25 protein-coding genes and 2 pseudogenes are annotated in these 23,496 nt (G+C 60.5%); 23 read left to right on the top strand and 4 right to left on the bottom strand.

Going from position 1 to position 23,496, the window contains the following annotated elements; translation table 11 throughout:
• Nucleotides 1-10 precede the first annotated feature (10 nt).
• A complete protein-coding gene (gene glyA, locus EN824_RS26425; RefSeq protein ID WP_135881080.1) occupies nt 11-1,267 on the top strand; it encodes a serine hydroxymethyltransferase in 1,257 nt (418 codons plus the stop codon).
• A 109-nt stretch (nt 1,268-1,376) separates the two neighbouring features.
• Entirely contained in the window at nt 1,377-4,361 is a 2,985-nt protein-coding gene (locus EN824_RS26420) for an NAD(P)-dependent oxidoreductase (RefSeq protein ID WP_135881079.1), read from the top strand.
• A gap of 170 nt (nt 4,362-4,531) precedes the next feature.
• Here EN824_RS26420 and EN824_RS26415 read toward each other — a convergent pair.
• Nucleotides 4,532-4,884, bottom strand: a pseudogene (locus EN824_RS26415) (proline racemase family protein); the annotation flags it as partial.
• A 387-nt stretch (nt 4,885-5,271) separates the two neighbouring features.
• Between EN824_RS26415 and EN824_RS26410 the strand changes: the two are divergent.
• The 4 genes from EN824_RS26410 (at nt 5,272) to EN824_RS26395 (ending at nt 7,557) form a co-directional block, all read left to right on the top strand.
• Nucleotides 5,272-6,000: a LuxR family transcriptional regulator gene (locus EN824_RS26410; RefSeq protein WP_135881078.1), complete on the top strand. Its 729-nt coding sequence runs from the start codon at nt 5,272-5,274 to the stop codon at nt 5,998-6,000.
• A 93-nt stretch (nt 6,001-6,093) separates the two neighbouring features.
• Nucleotides 6,094-6,750 carry an acyl-homoserine-lactone synthase gene (locus EN824_RS26405; protein ID WP_135881077.1) on the top strand — a complete coding sequence of 219 codons (657 nt, stop codon included), beginning with the start codon at nt 6,094-6,096 and terminating at the stop codon, nt 6,748-6,750.
• Complete coding sequence (locus EN824_RS26400; protein ID WP_135881076.1) at nt 6,747-7,004, top strand: DUF6499 domain-containing protein; 258 nt, start codon at nt 6,747-6,749, stop codon at nt 7,002-7,004. Before EN824_RS26405 ends, EN824_RS26400 begins: the two co-directional genes overlap by 4 nt.
• A gap of 217 nt (nt 7,005-7,221) precedes the next feature.
• Nucleotides 7,222-7,557: a DUF2285 domain-containing protein gene (locus EN824_RS26395; protein ID WP_245521017.1), complete on the top strand. Its 336-nt coding sequence runs from the start codon at nt 7,222-7,224 to the stop codon at nt 7,555-7,557.
• Here the strand turns inward: EN824_RS26395 and EN824_RS26390 are convergent.
• Nucleotides 7,551-7,823 (bottom strand): DUF2285 domain-containing protein, encoded by a 273-nt coding sequence (locus EN824_RS26390; RefSeq protein WP_245521022.1) that lies wholly within the window; start codon nt 7,821-7,823, stop codon nt 7,551-7,553. The two genes, EN824_RS26395 and EN824_RS26390, sit on opposite strands and share 7 nt — an antisense overlap.
• A 153-nt stretch (nt 7,824-7,976) precedes the next feature.
• On the opposite strand from EN824_RS26390, the gene EN824_RS26385 reads away from it, so the two are divergent.
• The 17 genes and pseudogenes from EN824_RS26385 to EN824_RS26305 all read left to right on the top strand — a co-directional run bounded on the left by EN824_RS26385 (nt 7,977) and on the right by EN824_RS26305 (nt 21,611).
• On the top strand, nt 7,977-8,192 hold the full coding sequence (locus EN824_RS26385; protein WP_135881074.1) for a helix-turn-helix transcriptional regulator: 216 nt from the start codon (nt 7,977-7,979) through the stop codon (nt 8,190-8,192).
• A 1,142-nt stretch (nt 8,193-9,334) separates the two neighbouring features.
• Nucleotides 9,335-10,297, top strand: a complete 963-nt coding sequence (locus EN824_RS26375) for a zincin-like metallopeptidase domain-containing protein (protein ID WP_135881073.1) — start codon at nt 9,335-9,337, stop codon at nt 10,295-10,297.
• The gene (locus EN824_RS26370; RefSeq protein ID WP_135881072.1) at nt 10,294-10,497 is read left to right on the top strand and encodes a hypothetical protein; all 204 of its coding nucleotides are present in this window, start codon (nt 10,294-10,296) and stop codon (nt 10,495-10,497) included. The genes EN824_RS26375 and EN824_RS26370 overlap by 4 nt, the downstream gene beginning before the upstream one ends.
• Before the next feature lie 14 nt (nt 10,498-10,511).
• Nucleotides 10,512-10,697: pseudogene (locus tag EN824_RS36710) on the top strand (DUF2958 domain-containing protein); the annotation flags it as partial.
• Entirely contained in the window at nt 10,673-10,918 is a 246-nt protein-coding gene (locus EN824_RS36705) for a DUF2958 domain-containing protein (RefSeq protein ID WP_335930834.1), read from the top strand. The pseudogene EN824_RS36710 and the gene EN824_RS36705, both read left to right, overlap by 25 nt.
• A gap of 88 nt (nt 10,919-11,006) precedes the next feature.
• On the top strand, nt 11,007-12,737 hold the full coding sequence (locus EN824_RS26360) for a ParB/RepB/Spo0J family partition protein (protein WP_135881071.1): 1,731 nt from the start codon (nt 11,007-11,009) through the stop codon (nt 12,735-12,737).
• A gap of 550 nt (nt 12,738-13,287) precedes the next feature.
• The gene (locus EN824_RS26355) at nt 13,288-13,611 is read left to right on the top strand and encodes a DUF736 domain-containing protein (RefSeq protein ID WP_135881070.1); all 324 of its coding nucleotides are present in this window, start codon (nt 13,288-13,290) and stop codon (nt 13,609-13,611) included.
• Between the two features lie 179 nt (nt 13,612-13,790).
• Nucleotides 13,791-14,060 (top strand): helix-turn-helix domain-containing protein, encoded by a 270-nt coding sequence (locus tag EN824_RS26350; RefSeq protein WP_135881069.1) that lies wholly within the window; start codon nt 13,791-13,793, stop codon nt 14,058-14,060.
• A complete protein-coding gene (locus EN824_RS26345; protein ID WP_135881068.1) occupies nt 14,057-14,605 on the top strand; it encodes a S26 family signal peptidase in 549 nt (182 codons plus the stop codon). The genes EN824_RS26350 and EN824_RS26345 overlap by 4 nt, the downstream gene beginning before the upstream one ends.
• Nucleotides 14,593-15,279 (top strand): lytic transglycosylase domain-containing protein, encoded by a 687-nt coding sequence (locus tag EN824_RS26340; protein WP_135881067.1) that lies wholly within the window; start codon nt 14,593-14,595, stop codon nt 15,277-15,279. The genes EN824_RS26345 and EN824_RS26340 overlap by 13 nt, the downstream gene beginning before the upstream one ends.
• Nucleotides 15,280-15,465: 186 nt before the next feature.
• Nucleotides 15,466-17,433: a relaxase/mobilization nuclease RlxS gene (gene rlxS / locus EN824_RS26335; protein ID WP_135881066.1), complete on the top strand. Its 1,968-nt coding sequence runs from the start codon at nt 15,466-15,468 to the stop codon at nt 17,431-17,433.
• A gap of 337 nt (nt 17,434-17,770) precedes the next feature.
• The gene (locus EN824_RS26330; RefSeq protein ID WP_135881065.1) at nt 17,771-18,376 is read left to right on the top strand and encodes a hypothetical protein; all 606 of its coding nucleotides are present in this window, start codon (nt 17,771-17,773) and stop codon (nt 18,374-18,376) included.
• Nucleotides 18,377-18,461: 85 nt separating this feature from the next.
• Nucleotides 18,462-18,797, top strand: a complete 336-nt coding sequence (locus EN824_RS26325) for a hypothetical protein (RefSeq protein ID WP_135881064.1) — start codon at nt 18,462-18,464, stop codon at nt 18,795-18,797.
• A complete protein-coding gene (locus EN824_RS26320) occupies nt 18,794-19,165 on the top strand; it encodes a helix-turn-helix transcriptional regulator (protein WP_135881063.1) in 372 nt (123 codons plus the stop codon). The genes EN824_RS26325 and EN824_RS26320 overlap by 4 nt, the downstream gene beginning before the upstream one ends.
• A 1-nt stretch (nt 19,166) precedes the next feature.
• Nucleotides 19,167-20,186 carry a protease inhibitor I42 family protein gene (locus EN824_RS26315; protein WP_135881062.1) on the top strand — a complete coding sequence of 340 codons (1,020 nt, stop codon included), beginning with the start codon at nt 19,167-19,169 and terminating at the stop codon, nt 20,184-20,186.
• The gene (locus tag EN824_RS26310) at nt 20,186-20,863 is read left to right on the top strand and encodes a C1 family peptidase (protein WP_135881061.1); all 678 of its coding nucleotides are present in this window, start codon (nt 20,186-20,188) and stop codon (nt 20,861-20,863) included. Before EN824_RS26315 ends, EN824_RS26310 begins: the two co-directional genes overlap by 1 nt.
• The gene (locus EN824_RS26305) at nt 20,835-21,611 is read left to right on the top strand and encodes a hypothetical protein (RefSeq protein WP_135881060.1); all 777 of its coding nucleotides are present in this window, start codon (nt 20,835-20,837) and stop codon (nt 21,609-21,611) included. The genes EN824_RS26310 and EN824_RS26305 overlap by 29 nt, the downstream gene beginning before the upstream one ends.
• On the opposite strand, the gene EN824_RS26300 is transcribed toward EN824_RS26305, so the two are convergent.
• On the bottom strand, nt 21,612-22,280 hold the full coding sequence (locus tag EN824_RS26300; protein WP_135881059.1) for a uracil-DNA glycosylase: 669 nt from the start codon (nt 22,278-22,280) through the stop codon (nt 21,612-21,614). It lies immediately after the preceding gene.
• Nucleotides 22,277-23,425, bottom strand: coding sequence for a nucleoside triphosphate pyrophosphohydrolase family protein (locus EN824_RS26295; RefSeq protein ID WP_135881058.1), 1,149 nt, complete (start codon nt 23,423-23,425; stop codon nt 22,277-22,279). The genes EN824_RS26300 and EN824_RS26295 overlap by 4 nt, the downstream gene beginning before the upstream one ends.
• Nucleotides 23,426-23,496: the final 71 nt, after the last annotated feature.

Raw genomic sequence — 23,496 nt, 5'->3', positions numbered from 1 at the left:
GGATACCACTATGACCGCCCCTGCAATCTCGGACGCCGCGATCGCCAGCGCCATCGTCGAGGAACTCGACCGGCAGAAGAACCAGATCGAATTGATCGCTTCAGAGAACATCGTATCCGCCGACGTGCTCGCCGCGCAGGGCTCGGTGCTCACCAACAAGTACGCCGAGGGCTATCCGGGCAAGCGTTACTACGGCGGCTGCGAATTTGTCGACAAGGTCGAGGAAGTGGCAATCGAGCGTCTGAAGAAGCTGTTCGGGGCGGAATACGCAAACGTCCAGCCCCATTCCGGCGCGCAGGCGAACCAAGCGGTGTTCCTGGCGCTGTTGCAGCCGGGAGATAGGGTCATGGGCATGTCGCTGGCCCATGGCGGCCACCTGACTCACGGCTCGCCAGTCACCATGTCCGGAAAATGGTTCGACGTGGTTTCCTACGAGGTCGATCCGGAAACCCACCTGATCGACATGAAGACAGTGCGCGAAAGGGCGCTGGAGACCAGGCCGAAGCTGATTATCGCCGGCGCCTCGGCCTATCCGCGCACGATCGACTTCGCCGGCTTCCGCAGGATCGCCGACGAGGTGGGCGCGTATCTGATGGTGGACATGGCCCACTATGCCGGCCTGATCGCCGGCGGCTGCTACCCGAGCCCGGTGCCGCACGCCCATGTCGTCACGTCGACCACGCACAAGACCCTGCGCGGTCCGCGCGGCGGCGTCATCTTGACCAATGACGAGGCGCTGGCCAAGAAGCTGAACTCGGCGGTGTTCCCCGGCAACCAGGGCGGTCCGCTGATGCACGTCATCGCCGCGAAGGCGGTCGCCTTCGGCGAGGCGCTCCGGCCCGACTTCGCCGACTACGCCCGCCAGGTCATCGCCAACGCGCAGGCGCTGGCCAAGGTGCTGAAAGACGGCGGCCTCGGCATCGTCTCGGGCGGCACTGACAGCCACATGGTACTGGTCGACCTGCGGCCCAAGGGCGTGACAGGCAAGGCGGCCGAGATCGCGCTGGAGCGCGCGGGCCTGACCTGCAACAAGAACGCGATCCCCAACGATCCGGAAAAGCCCTTCGTCACCTCCGGCATCCGCGTAGGCAGCTCGGCTGGCACGACGCGCGGCTTCGGCGAGGCGGAGTTCCGTCGCGTCGGCGAACTAATGCTCAAGGTGATCGACGCGCTCGCCGAAAAGGGCATGGAAGGCGACGCGGCTGTCGAATGGGAAGTGCTGGCGGAGGTAAAGGATCTCTGCCGACGTTTCCCGATCTACAACTGAACCGCTGGTGGAACGTCGCTGAGCAACCCGCCACGACGAAGTGCGACGCGCATCTCTTACACCAGCAGGAATAACAGACGGCTACGTTTACAGGGAGGACACCTCGGCCATGTCGACCATTTCCGAAATGAAGCAACAGCTTGACCGCGAGAGGAACCTCACCCATTCGGGGCCGAAGGCGCCGTCGAATCCTTTCTTCGGGGTAGGACCGATCACCGACGCGACGATCGACGAGGTGGCCGGAAGGCTGCGCCGCGCTGAGTTCGACGCATGGCTGGAGGCCAACTACCGCAAGCTCGACGACAGGGGCACCGATCTTGGCCCGTTCACGACGGCCGAGATCGGTCGCAGCATGCACAGGGGGTATCCGGCAGACAAAATCCTGACGGACATGATGCGCTCCATCCACCGCTATTTCGAGTTCCCCGAGCGCAATCCGATGGCGGTAGGGCTGGGCGGCGGCCATAGCGGCTTCACCGTTGCGGTCATTCACCTCATGAACCCCAACAACACCGCCCAACACGTATATGTGGATACGGCCAAGCCAGAGAGCGCCGCTGCCGATGGCGCGGGGTTCTTCCGGCAGTCTTGGGCGACGCAGCTTCTCGACCTCCAGAAATTCGCGAAGAACGGCAGCGCCGACAGGATCGACTTCGCGGCTGTCGAGGGCTCCATCCCGACGGCTGCCGAACTCGAGGCGCTGGGCACAACCCTGTTCGTCGGCGTCGGCCACGAGACGACCGGCGCCAACACCTACTCCGTAAAGGAGATCGAAGGCCTGTTGGCTTGGCTCGATGCGGACCCGGACAATCGCCACGCCGTGCTCGACGCCACCTCGATGCTCGGCGCGATGCCGTGGGGCGAGGCGCTGGTGCGCAAGGTGCTGGCCAAGTGCTGCGTCTTCATGCCGTTCCAGAAGGCGATCGGCGGCATCTCCGGCTATTTCCTCGTCTCCTTCACGCCCGAGGCCCTGAAGCTCGTCCAGCGCAACCAGGAGGATCCCGCATGGTCGATTCCGCGGCAGCTCAAGCTCGTTCCCCCCGTGGAAGCGAAGCGCCCGCTGAGCGGCGAAAAGTCGGTGGCAATCGGCCCTTTCTACGACGCGGCGCAGGATCGCATGCTCGGCGGCGTCATCAACACCTATAGCGCGCTCGCCTTCGCCGAGACCACGTTCGGGCTTCTGAAGGCGGCCCAGCGTGTCGGTCCGGTCAGCGAGTTGAACCGCCGCTCCGACCAAAACCGCCAGGTGATCTCCGACTGGGTCGACAGCAACGCCTTGCTGAAGTTCACGGTCGGCGAACCTGATAAGCGCGGAGCCGCCGTCGTCCTCCTTCGGGTCGACGATCCCGATATCGCTGACACGCAGATTCACGCCCGCATCATCGCCCGCTCGAAGCAGCTCCTGGGCTACGAGGGCATCACGCATGTGAACGGCGAGCACGAGAAGGGCCTGGATGCCGCCCGCTATGTGAACGCCTTCCCCGGCATGCCCGGCGACTACCGCGCGTGGATCGGCGGCATCCGCGACCCGGAGGACGTTCGCCTTCTTCTCGACAATCTCGCCTATGCCTACCGCCGGGCGAAGATCGCCGTCCTCGAGGAGGAACTGGCCGCACAGGGCGAGAAACTTGATTGCGCCACCGCCGTCTCCGGGCTTGTGAGGAAGGACGATCCCGAACGCGCATACACTGTCCTGATCGCCGACCTGCTAGGCCTACGGCTCGGATCGGACGGCGCGCCCGACATCAGCGAGATCGCCACCTACATTCGCGACAAGGGGGGCGAATTCCACGTCGGTCCGCTGCAGGACAAGGAGGCGCTGCAGAAGGGAAAGATCCACTTTTTCTATCAGCCGCATCTGAGCACCGAGGCAGAACTTCTGGATTGCACGGCGGATGGCAGATACGACACTCTCATAGCGGCGGCGACCTTCATCCCGAAGAAGTCCGTGTTTGCACTCGGCGGTGTGCGGATCGGTGCCGGAACCGGAAACATGGGCTCGGACTCCTGGGGCGGCCCGGACGGAGACGACGGGGACGCGCCGCTTATGAACACCCCGGGCATCAATAGCCGCGCGACTGCTCAAATGGTGATGAAAGCGCTCGTCAAGGTCATTCCCGACCTTCCGGTGGACGAGCTGCACGAAAGGACCGTCGCGGGGACGTTCGATACTGGGCGCCACCTCAAGGACTTCCCGACTGCGAAGCTCGAAGGCCAGAAGCTGGCTGTGCTGGGCTATGGCAACATCGGCAGGGAAGTCGCCAAGCTCGCGAAGGCCTTCGGCATGTGCGTGAGCGTCTACGCAAGACCGGCGCATCGCGAATGGATCGAGGCAGAAGGCTTCAAGTTCGCCGCGACCGCGGTCGAGGCTGCGACGAACGCCAACGCCCTCTCCGTACACGTCGGCCTCGGCCGTCTCGATAAGGCGACAGGCGAGTATGGTAACGCCGGCTTGGTTGGCTATGACGTGTTGTCGAGTTTGGCCGACGGCGCGGTGCTGATTAATTATGATCGTGGCGAACTCGTGGACATCGACGCTCTCGACGCGGCTTTGCTAGCGAGCAAGGTCAGATGTGCGGCGATAGATGCGGATATCTTCGTCGACGCGAGCGACGGCACGGTGCGGGGGCCCCTGGTTTCCTATCTGCCGCTGAACGAACGGCACCCAGGCAAGCTCGAGCTTCTTCCTCATGTCGCAGCCGACACCGACCACCCGACCCGGGTCGCAGGTGCCAAACAGGCAGTTGAGCAGATTTTCGACTCGATCCGGTTCAAGTCGGTGCGGAACTTGAAAGGTACGCTGCCAAAGGGCTACGTCAACCTCGGCGCAAGTGTTCCAGTCGGCATCGGAAACTCGACTTCTGCGGGTCTTGGCGCGCTCGCGTATCGATCCGAAGAGTGGAAAGCCCTGCGCACGCTTTCCGAGCGGATAGCAGCGACAATCGGTGGTATCGATGCGACGGTTGATCAGGGGAAGCGTGCCATCTTGGTCGCCCGCTATCATAAAAATCTTGCACTCGATCTCCTCAACCAACGTCGCATTCTGGAGAAAGCGGGGTTGTTGGCTCCCGCCGAAAAAGCCTCCCCGGGATAAGTGGTTGCGCGCCGGGTCGGTTTTCGCGAGCGTCATGATTCATCGGCGTCGCCCTCGCGCCGCCATCACTCGCGTTGGACTTTTGGAGAACCTGCTCTCGCGAGATATCGAGAATCTCGAGAAGATCTTTGGATTTCAAAGATCCAGCGAAGCGAGAGGCTGGCTGCCGATTACTTCACCACGAAACCGCGCGCGAAGGGGTCGCGGTCGTCGATGAAGATGGTGTTGTAGCCGGTCATGCGCGCCCATCCCGCAATGGACGGGATGATGGCGTCATAGTTGGCCACCGTCGTCGCCGCCTCTACGCGGCCCTTGAACTGCGAGCCGAGAATCGATTCATGCACGAACTCGTCGCCCACCTTGAGCTTGCCCTTGGCGGCGAGCTGCGCCATGCGCGCTGAGGTTCCGGTGCCGCAGGGCGAGCGGTCGATGGCTTTGTCGCCATAGAACACGGCGTTGCGTGTGCATGTGCCTCTGGCTGCGTCGGCTTACCGGTCCATTCGATATGGCCAAGGCCTCGGATTCGGAAAACTTGGGATAAGTAGCCAGGCGCAGCTGTTTCTGATGTTTGCGCACACATCATCAAAGGTCAGGAACAAAAGTTAGCTATCCTGGGCGCCGAACAGTTGGTCGGCGAGATCAAACGACTCACCTTTTTGCCAGATCCCGGTGAAACACACGGTCAAAATAAGGCTCGGAATGTGACTTAGATTTCATGAGGTGCCCAAGTTCTAGCGAAATGCACCGGGCCGCATCGATATTCTGAAGGTGACTAACAACGCGTGCCTGACTGTAGCCTCATGGGCGACCATCGCAATAAGAAAGTTGCTCCACAGCAGGGCGTTATTCGCAATTTCCGGGACCCAGCCTTGTCCTTGTGGGCCTTCCGTCCAGCATGATGTAGCCACGCATGCAAGACATCTTCAATAGATTCGCCGAGCAACTCGCAGGTAGTGTTGACACAATTGATCTTCACAACGCTTTGGCTGAGACTGCGTCGGCGCTCGATCTCTCGTCATTTGCTTACCTGTCTCTTCCATTCCAGGTGAGCCACGCGACTGACCTGATTTCTACCTATTCTCAGCAATGGACGTCTCACTATCTCCATAGCCGGTATGAAGACGTCGACCCAGTGATTCAGCGGGCGCGTCGTCGTCAGGAAACGTTCCGATGGGATGCGCACGGCGGCGATCTCGATTTGTCGGCGGCGCAGCGGCAGTTCATGGATGAGGCTACCCAGTACGGCGTTCGCTGCGGCTTTACAATCCCGATCCATGACCGCCGCGGTCTGTTTGCCGCACTTACTTTCGCCTCCGACGAAAGGCAGCCACTGTTTATACGCCTGATCGAACGGTACGAGCGCGCACTGCAACTGATTGCTATCTTCTTCCACATCCACGCACGGCGTAGATTGATAAGCGGGCGGATTGTCGATGGTATTGCTCTGTCCGGCAGGGAAATCGAGTGCCTGCAATGGGCTGCTCACGGCAAGTCGGCATGGGACATTGGACGAATTCTGGGGATCAGTCAGCGCACGGCTGCTTTCCATCTCGACAACGCCAAGAAGAAACTCGGCGTGCGAACAATTACACAAGCAGCCATTCGTTTTGCCATTTCAAAGTCATCAGACTTGACCTGACGATCGCTGGACCTGTGTACATGCACAGGTTGTGGCGACAGCGGCCCTCACATCCAATTGCGCGTGAAAATCATGCCATTGGAGAAGGCCGAAATGATGCAACTGATTACGCCCGATCGTTACGGTGAATTCAGCCGCGAGCTCGATGAGATGCACCGCTTGCGCCATCGCGTGTTTCGGGATCGTCTCAATTGGGATGTCTCGGTTCACGGCGGTTACGAACTCGATTCCTACGACGCTCTCAGTCCGCACTACCTGCTGCTCAGAACGCCGGCGGGTCGCATCGAAGGCTGCGTGCGTCTGTTGCCAACAGCCGGCCCCACGATGTTGCGTGACAGCTTCTCCGTTCTTCTCGGTGATCGACCGGCACCGGACGATCCGCGTATCTGGGAAAGCAGTCGGTTCGCGCTCGATGTTCCATCGTCCGCGCCGAAAGAGTCAGGTTTGGCGCTGGGCACCTATGAGCTGTTTGCCGGGATGATCGAATTTGGGCTGTCGCACGACTTGGCCAGCATCGTCACGGTGACGGACTTACGGATCGAGCGGATCTTACGCCGTGCCGGCTGGCCGCTTGAGCGCCTTTCAGAACCTCAGACCATCGGCACGACGCGTGCGGTTGCCGGCTATCTTGAGGTCTCCATCGCCAGCCTGGAAGCGGTCCTGCACAATAGCGGGCTAAAGGCGCCGGTGCTCTGGGCACCCGTCATGAAGATCGCCCGAAATTCCAATTGGTTGGAAACGAATCCATGATCACGACAGATGCCGGTAGGGCTTGGCCCGATTGGCAAGACGAAGAGGGGTATGCCTATTGCGCGCAACTCACCAGTCTCGGCTGGGCATGGGAATTCCTGCGCCGCAATCCGCTTTTCCTGAGAGATCTCGCTCTTGCCTCTCACTCGACAGAGCCTTCGCGATCGCCAGCAGCGACAGTCATCAGTCTGGCGACACTTGCGATCGATCTGTCGTCGTGGGGGCTGATTTTTTGCAAGCTCGAATGCCAATGATGCGCGAGTCTTCTGGCATCCTGATCAATGTGCTCACGTTCTCCAACTCATTGCCGAATCTGCTGCGGAGGTCAACGACACGGAGACATTTGCCATTGATGCGCTCTCCTGCGATGTCTCCATTTTCCGGACAGTAGACGGCTGGCAGCACGTTCTGATCGAAGACCAGCGCAGAAGTTTGCAACTAGCTGTCTGCGGGTCAGACCTTCTCGGCCCGGTGCAACTGAAATCCAACGCGCTCTGGCCGCCGTCGGAAATCAGGCAGCGGCTGAACGGGCTCGAGTGCTTGAACGCACTCCGTTCGACAGGACGTCTGCCGCCTAGGTTATTTCCAGTCGAACCGCGGCGCGCACGGTTGCGGTCAGTTCTGCAGGCCCTCGATGGTTCCATCGCCGGCGCCTCCCATCGCGAGATCGGAGCTGCGCTTTTCGGCAAGGCGCGTATCGAGCGCGACTGGACCGACCCTGGCGATCACCTTCGCGATATCGTGCGCCGGGCAGTCAGGCGAGGGCATGCACTCATGACCGGCGAATACAGGCGATTCCTTCAGTAGGTTCGCTCTGTCGAGCAACTCGCAAAGAGGTCTTTGTATCCGCTGCCTATCAGCCATCGCGTCCGATCAAGATGGCTTCGAACTGCCTTGCGGGCGCGATCTGGTTCCAGGGTTGGATCGATATCCAAGATGGTCTGCGCCATCTCTTCCTCGCTGACATTGTCGGCGCACGCGTCGATGAGCCTCAGATAAATCGCAAAGTGTTGCTCGTCGTAAGCGGTCAGGCTATCGGCCCAAGGAACTTGGTCGGCGATTTGATCGTGCATCATTCTATTTCTTTGCTGGCGTGCATTTCGGCTCGCGATCACAGACACAAACCGGCGTGCTCAGGATTACCACCGCTAGTAAATTGCCCGGGTTGTATGTTTGTAGAGAATACTCCGTGGTGAAATGCTCTACAAGAGGATGGCCTCCCTCGAATGGAAATTCGAGAGGTCTTTGCTCGCAATCTGCGGAAGCATCGCCAGCGAAAGAAGCTGTCGCAAGAAGCGTTGGCACATGAGGCCGGCGTCGATAGAACGTATGTAAGCGCGCTTGAACGTGGTGTTTATGCGGCAAGCATAGACACGGTAGCACGACTCGCGAAGGCACTTGGGATTGAGCCGGCGGATTTGCTGGATCCCGATCCTCGCTAATTGCGGATCGACAGCAATCGGGCGTGGGTGCCTGCGCGCTGAAGGCGCGTATCGGGTGCTCGTGAACCGAGCCCGAAAAGGCGGTCTCGGCCATACGGCTTTGCCCCCTGGCACCGCAACTTAGCTAGGATGCTTTTGTCAGCGAGCCAGGCGTTGCGAGCCGACAACGCGTTTGGTGCTCACGGTGCGCAGACGGGAGTTCCGAGCTTTTGGCGCTCGGCTGTAGTTTCTGAGAAAATACGATAGAAGACGCAACGAAGAGCAGCCAGGATAGCGGCGATGCGTCATCAGGCCGACAGCTTTCTCGATCAGGCATTCTAAGGCTTAGCACGCCATTCGATTCCGCCGATAGCTTGAGCCGCGCTACTGGGCGGCCGCATCTCGCAGCGCCGTTGGCTGATCCCATCCTGGCCATTCAGGAACTCTCTGGACGCACGGTTTCTACCGAGAGCGACCCCGCTGGCAGCGGTCACAAAAGCTCGCCTTCCGGCTTCGTCAGCGTGAGCCAGGCAAACCAGTTCTCGGGCTGGAGCACCACGACTTGCCGGTTGTGATAGGGCGCGATGTCTGGCCCCGGATCGTAAAGGTCGGCGGCTTGTTGCCGGCAGCTGCGCGCCAAAGGCCGACGATCGCTAGGAATGTGATCGACGTGAGCTCGACGCCGTCATCGCCCGCAGCACGCATGATCGGCGCCGGATCGTTGATGCGGATGTCGTCAGTTTGTGGCAGGTCGAGCTCCGTTTATGGCTCGGGATCTTCAGCGCCAGCGGTTCCATCATATTCGGCCTAGGCGATATGCTGCTCGTAGTCGTTGCAGATTGCGATCTCCCAGACGGCCACTCTAGCGAAATGAAAATGCCGGACAAATCTCAAAGCATGGAGGCCCGCTGAGTTCCTTCCTGCGGTGAACGACAAGTCGCTCGAAGTGTCCGGTTGTTTGGCCTTCCCGGCGCGAGGTGGGCGGCACTTCCTTCTAGGCCCGCCGCGGCGGCCCGCAACCCTGCGCTTCGCTCCGGGTCCTCCACTGACGTTTCGGTCCTGCGGATGCTGGCCACCTCCGACGGCGGGCCTTTCCGGTCGTTTTTCGCCGCCCACCCCGCTTCCGGGAAGGGCGCGCTGGAAGTGCGAACGGAGACAAGATCATGCGCAAAACCGGCAGACGGGCTGCCCGTGGAGAAGTTGGCGGGAAGAAGGGTGAGCCACCGAAGGCGAGCCTTTATTCGGAAATCACGGATCGGATCATCGCCGATCTGGAGCGGGGCTGTGTGCCCTGGGTCCAGCCTTGGGGGAGGGCAAAGGCAGGCCTTGGCCTGCCGAGGAATGCCGCCACCAGCCGCATTTATTCCGGGATCAACATCCTGATCCTGTGGGGCGCGGTCATCGAACGCGGCTACTCAGGGCAGAATTGGCTGACCTTCCGGCAGGCGCTTGCGCTTGGCGGCAATGTCAGGAAAGGCGAGCACGGCACCACCATCGTGCATGCCGACCGTTTCATCCCCAAAAACGAGAAGGAGCGCGCCAAGCGGGACGACGACGAGCCGCACGCAATCCCGTTCCTGAAACGCTTCACCGTCTTCAATGTCGCGCAATGCGAGGGATTGCCCGAGCATCTTTATGGCCGCGCCGCGCCGCTGCCCGAGCGTGAGATCGTGCCGCAGGCCGAGGCCCTCATTCGAGCCTCCGACGCAGACGTCCGCGTTGGCGGCGACCGCGCTTTCTACATGCCGGGAGCCGACTTTATCCAGTTGCCGCCGCAGCCGGCATTCTTCGAACAGATTAACTATTACCGCACCGGCTTTCACGAACTCGGGCACTGGACCGGGCATGCCAAGCGGCTTGCCCGCGATCTGTCCGGCTCATTCGGCACCAAGGCTTATGCCCGCGAGGAACTGGTCGCGGAGATCGCCGCAGCCTTCGTCTGCTCGACGCTTTGCATCGAGCCCACCGTGCGCCATGCCGACTATATCGGTTCTTGGCTTGGCGTACTGCGCGAGGACAACCGCGCCATTTTCCGCGCCGCCAGTCTGGCCTCCAAGGCAGCGGATTTCATCCTCGCATTTCGCAACGATGCCGAGGGCGAGGCACGTGAGGGGATTGCGGCATGACCGCGCCCCACCCCGTTCGGTCTGAGACGGAGCCGACACCAGAGGGCGAGCAAGTGCACATTCCTGGTGTGCGGGCAATTACGACGCGTGACCGGCTAGCGCTTCTGATGGACGCGCCGATGCGTCCGCGCGCGGCGCAAAAGCCGCTCGGTATCGGCCTCTTCGACGAGGCCGCTCGCAACCAACTCGACCTGTTCTGACGAGGAGCTTCATCTTGATCCTGATTACCGACGAATTGCGCGCTCGCCTCTTAGCGAATGGCGCGGCTGAGATCGAAACCGACCATGTGCCGGTCGTCAAATTCTTCAACCCGATTGGTGCCGCGACGTGGCTTTTGACTGAACTCGACGCCGATGGCGACACGCTTTTTGGCCTTTGCGATCTCGGCCTTGGTTTTCCCGAACTCGGCAGCGTCAGCCTAGCCGAACTGCAAGGCGTGAAGGTGCCGTTCGGTCTTGGCTCGAGCGCGATCTCTATTTCGCCGCCCGCTTTTCGCTCTCGGTCTACGCCGAAGCCGCGCGCCTTGCCGGCCACACCACCGAGGACGAGCAGCTTTTACGGCAAGCCGCCGCCGCCCTTTCGATCCCGATCCCCGAGCTTCCGCCCGACACGGCGGAATGACCGCGCCATCCCGGCGCAAAGCCCGTCGCCGCTCGGCCTACGGCCTCGCGGGGAGGGGCGTTTCACACCCAAGCAAGGAGAATTAGCCATGCAGCTTGCCCATGTTTCCATCGACCATCTCAGCGTTTCGGCCATCAATATGCGCCATTCCAGGCGCTCGCCCGACATTTCCGATATTCTGCCCTCCGTCCGCGCGCGCGGCATTCTGGTGCCGCTGCTGGTACGGCCCAACGGGTCGTCCGACACCTTCGAAATCGTCGCCGGACGGCGACGCTATTTCGCAGCGAAGACCGTTGCCGACGAGCGCGGCGAAGCCGCGCAGCTGCCTTGCGCCATCATGGAGGATGGCGATGACGCCGACGCGCTCGAAGCCTCACTGATCGAGAACATCGCGCGCCTCGATCCCGACGAGGTTTCGCAATGGGAAACCTTCGTTCGCCTGATCAAGGAAGGGCGCGGCATTGGCGATATCGCCGCGACCTTCGGCCTCACCGAGCAACTGGTGAAGCGCATTCTTGCGCTTGGCGATCTCTTGCCCAAAATCCGCGAAGCCTACCGGCGCGAGGAGATCGACACCGAGACGGTGCGTCACCTGACCATGGCCTCAAAAGCGCAACAGAAGGATTGGCTCACGCTGTTTGCCGATCCCAACCAACATGCGCCGCGCGGCTGGCAGCTGAAACAATGGCTGTTCGGCGGGCAGTCGATTTCGACCAAGGTGGCGCTGTTTGCCGTCGAGGATTATGCAGGTCTGATCGTGTCGGACCTGTTCGGCGAAGATAGCTATTTCTCTGACGCTGACCTCTTCTGGCACAAGCAGAACGAGGCAATCGCCGCCAGACGCGAGGCCTATATGGAGGCCGGCTGGCCGGAGGTCGTGGTGCTGGAACCCGGCCAGTATTTCCATTCATGGGACCACGAAAAGACGCCGAAGAAGAAGGGCGGCAAGGTCGTTATCGCTATCACGCAGCGCGGCGAAGTCGAGTTCCACGAAGGCTATCTGTCGCGCAAGGAAGCACGCCGCGCGCGGTCGAACGGCGATGAAGGCGAGGGGAGCGATCCGCCAGTCAAGCTCTTGCGGCCGGAACTCAGCGGCCCGCTGCAGAACTATATCCATCTGCACCGCCACGCCGCCGTGCGTCTCGCGATGCTCGACCATCCGGGTGTTGCCTTGCGCCTGATGGTGGCCCATGCCATCGCTGGTTCGTCTCTCTGGCAGGTGCGCGTCGAGCCGCAGCGCGCGGCCAATGCGGAGATTGCCGCCAGCGTTGCCGCCAGCATCGCCGAAGCAAGCTTTGGAGAAAGCCGGCGCGCGATCTTGGCATTGCTTGGGCAGGCGGACGAAGACGGACCCGTCGCCGGTGGCCATGGCGACGAGTTCGCGCTCGCCAGCGTCTTCGCCCGCTTGCTCGCTCTTTCCGACGAGAGTGTCCTGCGTGTCCTGGCGCTGGTGATGGCCGAGACGCTTGCGTCAGGCAGCGCGATGGTCGAGGCGGTGGGCAATCATTTGACTGTCGATATGCGGAACTCTTGGCAGCCGGACGACGCATTCTTCGACCTCCTGCGCGACCGGGAAGTTACCAACGCGATGCTTGCCGACATCGGTGGCAAGCTGGTGGCCGAGGGCAATTCTTCGGAGAAGGTGAAGACGCAAAAGAAAATCGTCCGCGACTTCCTTTCCGGCGACAACGGCAGGGAGAAAGTCGAGGGCTGGTTGCCGCGCTGGATGCATTCCCCCGCGTCGAGCTACACCGAGCGCAGCGGCTTCCGGACCGTCGAGCAGTGGGCCAAGGTGCGATCGCTGTTCGTCTGTGAGTGATCCTGAATGGCGAGTGGCGGAGCTTGTGCGGCCGTCGCTCGCCAGTCCATCCGGGTTGAGATCGAGTGCTCGCTAAAGCCGGGCGCGGAAGCCGATCGGTGCTGCACGGTCCGCGTTTCGAGATAATGAATTGCGTCAATCGCGCGCGCCGATTTGGCTTTGTCGCCGCCGGCCTCCTTGGGCACAGCGCGTCGAAGCTATGGCGCGGAGTCTCTGCATTGCCGTAGTGCCTGCATGTCCGCATGCCTGCTTGGTGACGTATACGAAGGCGCGCTTCTCAGCCGTCTTGCCGATGCTGGCCGAGAGCCCTTCCCCTGCCGCTGGCTTGATGACCTATGAGCGGATCCGGCCCGCCCGAAACCCTCGACTGTCAGCTTTTTTCCCCGCCGCCTGTGGCGGCTTCCTCGCGCCGCTTCGCTTCAAAAAAGCCACCCGCTCGGGTCCTCCGCTGCCGCTGCGGCCCTTTGGGTTCGTGCGGGCCGGACACGCCCATCACGGTCAGCCATCGCAGGGGAATGATTCCCGGCGAGCACCAAAAAGGAGAACTGACATGACCGCGATCGGATACGTTACCAAGCAGGAAAACGGCGCCTACAAGGGCCAGCTCAAGACCCTCAGCGTCCGCGCCGACATCGACATCGTGCCCAATCAGGCAAAAAGCGCCGACAACCACCCCGACTTCCGGGTGCTGACGCAAGGCATCGAAGTCGGCGCCGGCTGGGTGCGGACCGGCGAGGCTTCCGGCAAGGACTATGTGAGCCTGTCGATCGCAGCGCCTGAGTTCGGCCCGCGCAAACTCTACGCCAATCTCGGCCGCGCTGCCGGCCAGGACGATGACGAGACCTACGCCATCATTTGGAACCCGGTCGACTGACCGGAAGGGCTTGGAGGCCTCGCGCCGGCAGCGGCGCGGGGCCTTCCCCAGACTGCCAGCCCGGATTTCACGCGCCGCAAGGGGCGGCGAAAACTCTCGGGCCACTCTTCGCCCGTCCCGCGAGCGCCCGCGCTCGCCGATCCTCGCTCCCGCCTTCAACTGGCGAAACGAGGATCACCATGGAAGACGAAAACGAACGCGCTGCCCGCGCCAAGAAGGGCAGCCCGTTTCTCAACACCGCGCAGGCCGCTTTCTATATCGGGCTGTCGCAGCGCACGCTCGAGAAGATGCGGATCAAGGCTGCTGGCCCCAAATTCCGCAAGCACGGCCGCTTCGTCCGCTACCACATCGACGAGCTCGACGAATGGTCGAAAGGCCGGTCGCAAGCGAGCCATCCTGACAAGGAACGCGCCCGAACGGGTGAGGCTAACAGCGGAGACCGGTCATGATCGAGCGGCCTTCCTTTCATATTATCGGCAACCGGCTGAAGCGGGTTCGGGCAAGCAAGGTGGCCGCTGCAGCCGCGCTCGGCCTCACTCTGATCGGCTTCGCCACGTTCGTTCGACCGTCGCCCTGGCTGGTCTGGAACGCATCGCCCAGCGCGCCGCTCGGGCTTTACCGCGCCGGCTTCGGCCCGCCAAAGCGTGGAGACCTGGCGCTTATTCGCATGCCGGCAATGGTCGGCGCGCTGGCCGACCAGCGTGGCTATCTGCCCCGCCATGTGCCGCTGGTGAAGCGCGTCGCGGCACTTCCGCACGATCATGTCTGCGCCTTCAACGAGGTCATCGTCATCGCCGGCGAGATCGTCGCGCATCGTGAACAATCGGACCGTCAGGGCCGGCCGCTGCCATGGTGGAACGAATGCCGCAGGCTAGCCGACAATGAGGTGTTCCTCATCAATGGCGATGCCCCCGGCTCTTTCGACAGCCGGTATTTCGGGCCAGTGCTCAGCGCCAAAGTCATTGAGAGGCTCGTACCGCTATGGACCGAGTGACCCTCCTGATGTTGGGCATGGTCGCTGCCGCGCCATGCGCCTGTTCCGCCGCGACCGGCGCACAGCCAGCCGCCATCTCCTTGAGTCCGCAGTTCGGAAAATGGCAGCACTTCGTCAGCGAGGCAAGCACACGGTTCCGCGTTCCGCAGTCATGGATTTATGCCGTGATGGAGGCCGAAAGCGGCGGCAGGACGATGCTCCGTGGTCGGCCAATCACCTCCCACGCCGGCGCCATGGGCCTCATGCAGGTCATGCCTGAGACCTATGAAGAGATGCGTGACGAGCACGGCCTTGGCACCAATCCGTATGATCCACGCGACAATACCCTGGCCGGCACCGCCTATCTGCGGGCCATGTTTGATCGCTTCGGTTTTCCGGGAATGTTCGCGGCATACAACGCTGGGCCTGCCCGCTATGACGACTATCTGCGGCACGGGCAGGCGCTGCCGCGTGAGACAGTTCTGTATCTGGCCAAGCTCAAAGCGGCGGGGATTTCCTCGAACGATATGAATCAGTTCGGACGGAAGTCTCAGACGACAGGCACGCTCGATATTCAGTCCGGGCGATCGTTGTTCTTCTTTCGGGAGGGCATTGTTAAGACCGGTCCGGCAGGCGGGATATTGGTTCCGCTGCCGCCGCACCAGGCAAACTCACATCCGTCTGAGGGCCGGTAAAGAGCTGGGCTTCTCGACCGGAAGTGCGGTCGGGAGGCAGTTTCGCGGAAGGCAAGATAAAGGCACCGCCTCCACGAGCCGGTCAAGTCTTTGTCTGCACATCGTTTTCTGCGGAGGCTACCGCCGGCACCAAGAGGCAGGGGAGCGCAAGCCACTGATTTTGCAGCGGTGTTTCGGGAGGCTTGTATGATGGACGACGAGTTCAGGCCAAAACTTGGCAAAATCGGGTCACGAGGCTCGAAGGCAGGGAAGCGGTTTGCCGGTCAGCTAAGGGCCGCGATCAACCGAGCCGGCGGCAAGTCCCGACGCGGCAACTATTTCACTGGAAGTCGGGTTGGCCGCGGAGGGGCGGCCGCCGCGTTGCTCAAGTCACGCGATCGATATGCAGCGTTCCGGCAGCGTCGAGTGATCGTCAAGGCTCGGGTCGTGAAGCTGGCTGGTAAGGGTGCTGACGGGGCGGGTGCGCACCTGCGCTACCTCCAGCGCGACGGCGTTACCCGAGAAGGCGAGCCTGGCCAACTCTATGGTGCCGACGGCGACGGGGTCGATGGCAAGGACTTCATCGACCGTGCGGACGGCGACCGGCATCAGTTCCGTTTCATTATCGCCGCCGAAGACAGTATTGAGTACGACGATCTCAAGCCACTGACCCGGCGCCTTATGGCGCAGGTGGAGGAAGATCTCGGCACCAAGCTCGATTGGGTTGCCGTCGATCATTTCAACACCGGCCATCCGCATGCGCACATCATCGTTCGCGGCAAGGACGACTGCGGCGAGAATCTCGTCATCGCGCGCGACTACATCTCCTCTGGTTTGCGGGAGCGCGCGGCTGAGCTGGTCAGCCTCGATCTCGGTCCACGCACCGACCGGGAGATCGAGCAGCGCCTGCGCCGGGAGATGGAGCAGGAACGCTTCACAAGCATCGACCGGCAGCTGCTGCGCATGCGCGACGACGATGGGTTTGTCTCGGCAGATAGCCGCGACGCGTTTCGCCAGACATTGCATCAGGGTCGCCTGCGCAAGCTTGAGCGGATGGATCTTGCAGCGGAGATCGATTCCGGCCGCTGGCGCCTGGACGATGAGCTCGAAGCAACGCTGCGTCGGTTGGGCGAACGCGGCGATATCATCAAGACCATGCATCGCGAACTGACTAGCAAGGGACTCGCGCGCAGTGCCGCCGATTGTGTGGTCTACGATACGGGTCAGGAAACCGAACCTGTGGTCGGCCGCGTTGTCGCGCGAGGGCTGAGCGACGAGATCAACGACAGGCACTATCTCATTGTCGAGGGCGTGGACGGCAAAAGCCACTATATCGACATCGGCAAAGGCGAGGCCACCGAACCGACGCCTGGCGGCTGCATCGTCCGTGTCGCGCCGCGGAACACTGAGCCCAGACAGGTCGACCGTACGATCGCTGACATCGCAGCGGCGAGTGGCGGGCGCTACAACATCGATTTTCATCTGCGGCACGATCCGTCCGCGACCGAACGCTTCGCCGAAACGCATGTCCGAAGGCTGGAGGCGATCCGGCGAGCCACCGGCGGGGGGGAGCGAAGACCGGACGGCACTTGGATCATCGCGCCGGATCATCTCAGGCGCGTCGCAGATTACGAGCGCCGGCGGGCCAAGGCTGAGCCCGTTGTAGTCGACAAGCTCTCGCCGATGCCGCTGGAAAAGCAAGTCGGTTTCGACGGTGTCACCTGGCTCGACCGAAAACTGGTTTCTAATGAACCGGCGGCCTTGCGTGACTCCGGCTTTGGTCGCGAGGTGCGGGAGGCACAAATCCAAAGGCGGCAGTGGCTTGTTGCTCAAGGACTCGCGCACGAAGAGCAGGACCGGACCGTCTATCGCGCCAACCTGATTTCGATATTGCGCCAGCGCGAGCTAAACCGCATTGCCGGTCAACTTTCGAGCGAGCTCGGGCTTTCCTATTTCGAAGCAAAGAATGGAGATCGACTGGAAGGCAAGTTGGTCCGATCGGTCGAACTCGCCAGCGGGAAATACGCCCTCATTGAAAAGTCGCGGGAGTTCACGCTGGTGCCATGGAAGCCAACGCTCGATCGGCATATTGGCAAGGAGGTGTCTGGGGTCGTTGGCGGGGAGGGGATTTCGTGGGCTGTCGGCCGGCAGAGAAGCGGGCCGAGCGTTTCATGAACCTTCTGGTCCGTGCGTCGAAACGGCAGTCTGTCGAGACGAAGTACTCCAGCTGATTGGGCGCGCCATGTGTGATAGCGCTGCGTGGATCCTCATCACCAGTGATTCTGCGCCCAAAATCCCTCTGTCTCGCTACGGGACGCCTGGGCCGAGACACTTCGGCCGTGTCGGTAGCGACGGTGCCGACCTTGACTGCGTCGGGCGTGTCATCACCGGAAAGCTGAGGATGGTGTGAGCCAGGACGAAAGCGTCGACAGCGACGCTGGCGTTTTGCTGAGTCTGACAGTTTAACTCGAAGGCATTCTACAATATCTATGGGCGATAATGGAGTGATAGAATGCCCGGAAAATTGTTCTTTATCGAAGGCCCCGACGGAGTGGGCAAAACGACGACAGTCGATCTGTTAAAGGTCGCCTTATCGCAACGATTTGGCCACTTTGAATTCTTGAGCTTTCCCGGAAAGGCCGAAGGTACCCTTGGCGCGCTCGTTTATCGTATTCACCACGATCCAGGGGGCTCTGGGATAGCAACGATGAGCGAACTGTCGAAGCAGGCGCTTCACATCGCCGCTCATCTCGATGCCATCGAACGGTTGATAGTGCCAGCGCTGCAGTCCGGGACGCATGTAATCCTTGATCGCTTTTGGTGGTCGACACTCATCTATGGCGCGGCCGCTGGTGTTCACCAAACCGGCCTGCGAACGCTCGTGGAGGCTGAGCGACTTGTTTGGGACAAGTTCCAGCCGGCACTGGCCATTCTCCTCGACCGGGATCACCCAATCGATCGAGATGACGAGATCGGCAGCTGGTTAAAGCTGCGTGATGCTAGCCTCGGACTTGAGGAGCGCTCTCATTATCCAGTGGAAATCGTCTCAAATAAGCGGACGCCCGAAGACGCCGTTTCGGCCATCCTCATGCTCATCGAAAGGACACTTGGCAGGTGATGTCCGATTTTCAAACAATTTCTGTTGGAAAATCGGACGAACTGTGCTAGGTGTGTGTACCTTTCGTGGAGAGCGCGCATTGCCAATGGATCACAGCACCAAAGTCAAAATCCCCTCCTTTCCCCTTGAGCAGGTTCAGGAAACGCTCCTTGATGAGCTGACAAAGTCGGTCAGGGATCTGGCGGAATTCGAAGGTGTCCTACTCCCAAAATCTCAAAAGGAGCTGGTCGTAAAAGCGATCCATATCGATTCCCACACCGTGGTCGAAATTCTCTGCGTTCTCGATGCGGTGGTTGGGTTCGAAGTGGGGCAGGCGGCGGTGCGTCCAGGGGGATACGAGTCCATCCAGGAAGCTGTCGACGATGTGACATCGCGCATGGGCAAGCTTTGGGAGAAACATTTTGAAGGCGCTGTCGCATGAAAGGCCCTGCAAGTCACGGAAAGTCGGACGAGGCCGAGCGCTTAGCCATTGCTGACAAGCTGCGTCAATGCAGAGAATATGTCGGACTCAGCCAGGACGAGGTCGCCAGCCGCCTTGCTATTCCGCGGAGCGCCCTTTCCAACATTGAGACAGGTCAACGCAAGGTCGACGTCATCGAGCTGCGAAAGCTCTCAACGCTTTACCGTCGGCCCGTCAGCTACTTCACAGGTGATGTAGACGCATCGGATATTTCGGGGCCAGTGGAGCATTTGGCCCGCACGGCGTCCAAGCTGTCGTCGAATGACCTTGAGGAACTGAGCCGCTTCGCTGACTTTTTGAAGAGCCGTTCGTCGATCGAGGAAGAATAGAATGACGGCGATCGAGAACGCCATTCGAAAAGCGATGGCTGCGGCGGCTCGGCTGCAGAATGATCTGGCGATACGCGATAGGGTCGAACGTGCAAGCGGTCCCCTCAACGGTCAGATCGACGTCTTTGGCGTCATGGCGCATCTCAACCTGCCGCTTATCTTTCGCCCCTTGGACGGCCTGCTCGGAGCATATATGAGCGATCCGGCCCCTGGGGTGCTTGTTACCACCAAGCGGCCACTAAGCGTGCAACGGTTTACCGCAGCCCACGAACTCGGACATTTTTATCTCAAGCACAAGCCAAGCCTTGATGATGAATCGATCCTGCGCCGCAGTCCTTTTGCGGCTTCAAAGGATGCCAATCTGCAAGAGGTGGAAGCTGACGCATTTGCTGCGTCCTTTCTGTTGCCTCAATGGCTGGTGCTCTTTCATTGTAAGCGGCATGGCTGGACAAAGCCTGATCTTCCCTATCCTCGAATCGTATATCAGCTTTCGTTGCGGGTCGGCACGAGCTACTCCGCCACCTGCTGGACGCTTGCCCGCTATAATTTGATCAGCCGTACAGATGCAAAACGCCTTGCTGACATAGAGCCCAAGAAGATCAAGAAGGGAATCCTCGGCGAAGTCGAACCGGCGGCATACTATGGGGATGTCTGGGAACTGAGCGAGGCGGATCAAGGCGAAGTTCTTCACGGCGGCCCCGACGATCTTTTTGTCATGCGACTGAAGGAGAACGCTGGGGCGGGCTACCTCTGGCGTTTCGACGAGCTCGCGCCAGATGCATTCTCGGTCAGGGAAGATGTCCGGGAAGTCTCTGGGGAGGAAAACGCAGGAGGGCCTGTAGTTCGAAGAATTGTCGCGCAGTCTGTAAGGCAACAGCAAGGCACTATCCGGATGACAGAAGCGCGACCTTGGCAGCCCGGCAGCATCGCCAGTGACTATACACTCGACGTCGATCTTTATGGCCCTGAAGTGGCAGGCTGGTCACGTGCGGAGCGTCGTTTCCGGCTGGAGGACGCCTAATGTCGAGGCCGTCGCTTACCCACGACCTACGCAGCATGTTTGGAGACGTGCGTGATCAGGGAGTTCGCCCAACATGCTTGGCTTTTGCGGTGAGCGATTGCCATGCGGCAGTTCGCGATGGGTGGGCCCCACTGTCGGCGGAGTTTGTCTTTTATCACGCGCAAAGGCGCGCTGGCCTCCCGCCGAGCGAGGGGTCTTTCCTGTTGCATACCCTTGAAGCGATCCGCGACGATGGGCAACCTCCCGAGACAAGCTGGCCCTATCTCGGAGACTTACCTGCGGACCTCAGCCATTGGGGGCCGCCGGCCGTTGCTACGAAGTATTTTCGAAACTTCGATCGCAGTCCAGGGTCCTTCGACGAGATTCTCGCGAATTTGATGAGGGGGTCTCCGACGGTAATGGTGCTGTACATCGGCGAGGCATTCTATAGCCCTGACGGTCAGGGTGTTGTCGTAAGCTATCCTGGCGAAAAAGATGTCATCCGCCATGCGGTTATTGCGGTAGGAGCTGGGACTATTGGAGGGCGAAGGGCCCTGCTGCTGCGCAATTCCTGGGGGCGGCTCTGGGGTCTCGACGGTCATGCATGGGTTACCGAGGATTACATCATACAGAGGTTGCGCCGTATCGCGGTGCTGAAGGAGGAAGTAGGTGTATCTGCCCATCAAAACGCAGCCTAGCTGCGCTTCTGCTTGGCTCGCCGCGGTCACTGCCGTGAACGCGACTGGCGGGAGTCATGACGCTCAAAACGTTATCGTGGACGTGGCTGACCCCTCAGTCATGAGCGCGGCCGACCTGGAGGTTATAACCCTTGTCGATCAGTACCTCCGGGAACACGGAAGATATCCCATAGAGACCGTCGCTAACACTATCTTCCCGCGCTCTCTATTCCTGAGACATAAGGCGCCCGCCTTCTACGACGTCTACCGCGCCAAGGTTCTTCCGCGCATCAAAAAAGGTGACTGGGGACGATATTTCGATCGCATGATCACCTTTCCCCTGCAGAAAAAGGGAAAATTCATTAATCCCTTAGACGAGATGGTGGCGAAGATGCGCGATCAAGTTGCCTCCGGAAGATGCTTCAGGAACGTTTACGAGATCACTATCTACGATCCCATACGTGACGCGGGCCCTCTAATGAACCGACAATGCCTGAGCTTCCTAAGCTTCAAGCTTACGGACGGGCCCCAGCGCAAGCTCCTGCTGACGGCTATGTATCGCAACCATTATTACGTCGAACGCCTTCTCGGCAATCTAATCGGCCTCGGCCGGTTGATGAAATTCGTTGCCGACGAGGTTAAAGTCGGTGTGGGAAGTCTGACGATCGTTTCCACTCATGCAGTGGTAGATTGCCCGGGAGACAGGGAAGGCCTGAATGACTTACTTGAGGAGGCCCGAGCGACAGGCAGCATGAAGGAGGCGGCCTGATCAGAGAAGATGAAGCTGTGTTTGTGGGGCGGATCGCCCCTGCACGCTATAGAGCGCCTCTAGGGCGCCAACAAATTCGCTCTGGCCGCCGTAGCTTGGGTGCCGCACCGCTGTCGCGTCCAGATCAAGATCGGCAAGAGCGGACTGCGCATCGCGGCCGATTGCAACGAGATGTTTCGGTTTCAGTGCGGCGATCAAGGCTTCGAGCAGCGGCTTGCACGCCAGCCTCTCGCTTTTCGTATGGCACCGGTTGGTCATCGGTTGGCCGGCCGCATGAGGATGGAAAGGGAACACGTTCCAAAGAAAAATCGGCTGCTCGATTGATTTCAACATCCGCCACACGACTGACGCCGTCCTCTCCGCAACCGGAGGTCCTTTCGTTGCTCTGCGCAGCGGGGCGGTACCGAGCAAATCGGCATGCCAAGCGAGATGCAATTCATCGGTGAGTGCGAGCCCTGTGCGGCGCCCGCCCCGATAGCCTAGGTCGCGAGCGATCCAGAACGAGTGAATACCCCGCACCATTGCGGCATCTAAAACAGCTTCGAGATTCCTGCAACGGATCGCCGGCGCTTCGTCGGTATCAAAGTCTGGACAGGCGTCTGCATACGGATTGAATGCATCCTTGAATCGGTACGAGGCCAGTTCTTGGACAAAGGCAGCGGGTTTCATGGCGCAAGCTCCTGCACGGTCATGCTCCGTTTGTCCAGATCCAGAACCAATCGCCCACGACGATGATCCTTCAGATAACGATATGCCGCATTGCCAATCAGGATGGCTTGTTCCCAGAGCCACAGGGGGCATGATTCGGCCTCAAAGCCCTGAACAAATCCCCTGACCGTCTTGAGCAGATTCAAATCCACCTCCTCTCGGCCTTCAAAGAACCCGTGCTCCTTGGCACGGGAAAAAACATAGGCTGCGACGCCTTCCTCGACGATTATCGCCCGCAGGCCATCCTCGCCATCATCGACTTTGGTCTTGCTTTTCCGTTTCACCTTCAGAAGCGCCCGTGTCACCGGTGACCATCCCAGGACGGCTGCGTACGCGTAGTGAAACGCGTCATGGAACCGATAGAAATCTTCCACGATGTTATTGTCGGTGAGCCGGTCACCGATGTTCACGCCATTACACCGCTGGTAGACATAAGCCTTCTGGCCGCTCAGGCGCTCGAATATCTCAATCTCCAGGTGACGCGGCAACTGTTCCTCGGGAAGATCACCCACATCGAATAAAGCCGGCGGCGTTTGCGCGATCGGCCATTTGTCCTGCGCCTTTAGGATATTGCGAACAGCAGCCTCGCCTAATGTGACGCCGGCTTCGGAGGCTGCGTCCACAAGGTTTCGGAAAATGACCGACAACTTGCCGAGCAAAAGGGGCTTATTGACTTTGGAGACAGCTTCCCCATGCTCGTCGGAGAGGTTACCAACCGCGTTCGCGAGCTTCAGCAGGGTACGGGATACCTCAGGGGTTGGAAACGGCAGCCGGAGGCTGCGTTGTGGCTGGAGCTGTTCAAAGGTAAGCGGCCCATCGCCTGAATGGCCAAAGTCCGCGGCCAGCTCCTCGAGCGAAATGTCCGCATTCGCCGCAATAATCGCCAGATACCAGAGCGCATCCCCGAACTCCTCTAACACAGCACCTTCGTAGGAGTCGTATGCGTTTGCGTCTCGCTGCTTCTTTTTCACCTCACTCAGGAGACTACCGGTTTCTCCGAACAATCCAAGGATCGGCAAACCCAGACCCGCCGCCTTACCGCGCGTTTTGTCTGTCGTTTTCGCCGCAGTCTGGTAATCATTCAGCGTAAGCGTAGAAGCGTCCATCCCCGAATCCTCCCCATCAAACAAGGGTGCCAGACTATTGAGGAAATAGGAATCGGAGACTTTTACTTTCT

The sequence above is a fragment of the Mesorhizobium sp. M8A.F.Ca.ET.181.01.1.1 genome, from assembly GCF_004792025.1.
Lineage (GTDB): Bacteria > Pseudomonadota > Alphaproteobacteria > Rhizobiales > Rhizobiaceae > Mesorhizobium.
Note: the sequence above shows the minus strand (reverse complement) of the source record. Positions and strands in the feature narration are given on the sequence as shown.

Bases quoted from the DNA above. Each gene is read 5' to 3' on its own strand.
- EN824_RS26390 (WP_245521022.1), bottom strand. From the start codon at position 7,823: ATGCACGATCAAATCGCCGACCAAGTTCCTTGGGCCGATAGCCTGACC.
- EN824_RS26330 (WP_135881065.1), top strand. From the start codon at position 17,771: ATGCCCGGAAAATTGTTCTTTATCGAAGGCCCCGACGGAGTGGGCAAA.
- EN824_RS26300 (WP_135881059.1), bottom strand. From the start codon at position 22,280: ATGAAACCCGCTGCCTTTGTCCAAGAACTGGCCTCGTACCGATTCAAG.
- EN824_RS26370 (WP_135881072.1), top strand. From the start codon at position 10,294: ATGACCGCGCCCCACCCCGTTCGGTCTGAGACGGAGCCGACACCAGAG.
- EN824_RS26375 (WP_135881073.1), top strand. From the start codon at position 9,335: ATGCGCAAAACCGGCAGACGGGCTGCCCGTGGAGAAGTTGGCGGGAAG.
- EN824_RS26355 (WP_135881070.1), top strand. From the start codon at position 13,288: ATGACCGCGATCGGATACGTTACCAAGCAGGAAAACGGCGCCTACAAG.
- EN824_RS26325 (WP_135881064.1), top strand. From the start codon at position 18,462: ATGGATCACAGCACCAAAGTCAAAATCCCCTCCTTTCCCCTTGAGCAG.
- EN824_RS26345 (WP_135881068.1), top strand. From the start codon at position 14,057: ATGATCGAGCGGCCTTCCTTTCATATTATCGGCAACCGGCTGAAGCGG.
- EN824_RS26400 (WP_135881076.1), top strand. From the start codon at position 6,747: ATGATCACGACAGATGCCGGTAGGGCTTGGCCCGATTGGCAAGACGAA.
- EN824_RS26310 (WP_135881061.1), top strand. From the start codon at position 20,186: ATGTCGAGGCCGTCGCTTACCCACGACCTACGCAGCATGTTTGGAGAC.
- EN824_RS26405 (WP_135881077.1), top strand. From the start codon at position 6,094: ATGATGCAACTGATTACGCCCGATCGTTACGGTGAATTCAGCCGCGAG.
- EN824_RS26350 (WP_135881069.1), top strand. From the start codon at position 13,791: ATGGAAGACGAAAACGAACGCGCTGCCCGCGCCAAGAAGGGCAGCCCG.
- EN824_RS26410 (WP_135881078.1), top strand. From the start codon at position 5,272: ATGCAAGACATCTTCAATAGATTCGCCGAGCAACTCGCAGGTAGTGTT.
- EN824_RS26315 (WP_135881062.1), top strand. From the start codon at position 19,167: ATGACGGCGATCGAGAACGCCATTCGAAAAGCGATGGCTGCGGCGGCT.
- EN824_RS26360 (WP_135881071.1), top strand. From the start codon at position 11,007: ATGCAGCTTGCCCATGTTTCCATCGACCATCTCAGCGTTTCGGCCATC.
- EN824_RS26340 (WP_135881067.1), top strand. From the start codon at position 14,593: ATGGACCGAGTGACCCTCCTGATGTTGGGCATGGTCGCTGCCGCGCCA.
- EN824_RS26320 (WP_135881063.1), top strand. From the start codon at position 18,794: ATGAAAGGCCCTGCAAGTCACGGAAAGTCGGACGAGGCCGAGCGCTTA.
- rlxS (WP_135881066.1), top strand. From the start codon at position 15,466: ATGATGGACGACGAGTTCAGGCCAAAACTTGGCAAAATCGGGTCACGA.
- glyA (WP_135881080.1), top strand. From the start codon at position 11: ATGACCGCCCCTGCAATCTCGGACGCCGCGATCGCCAGCGCCATCGTC.
- EN824_RS26295 (WP_135881058.1), bottom strand. From the start codon at position 23,425: ATGGACGCTTCTACGCTTACGCTGAATGATTACCAGACTGCGGCGAAA.
- EN824_RS26420 (WP_135881079.1), top strand. From the start codon at position 1,377: ATGTCGACCATTTCCGAAATGAAGCAACAGCTTGACCGCGAGAGGAAC.
- EN824_RS26385 (WP_135881074.1), top strand. From the start codon at position 7,977: ATGGAAATTCGAGAGGTCTTTGCTCGCAATCTGCGGAAGCATCGCCAG.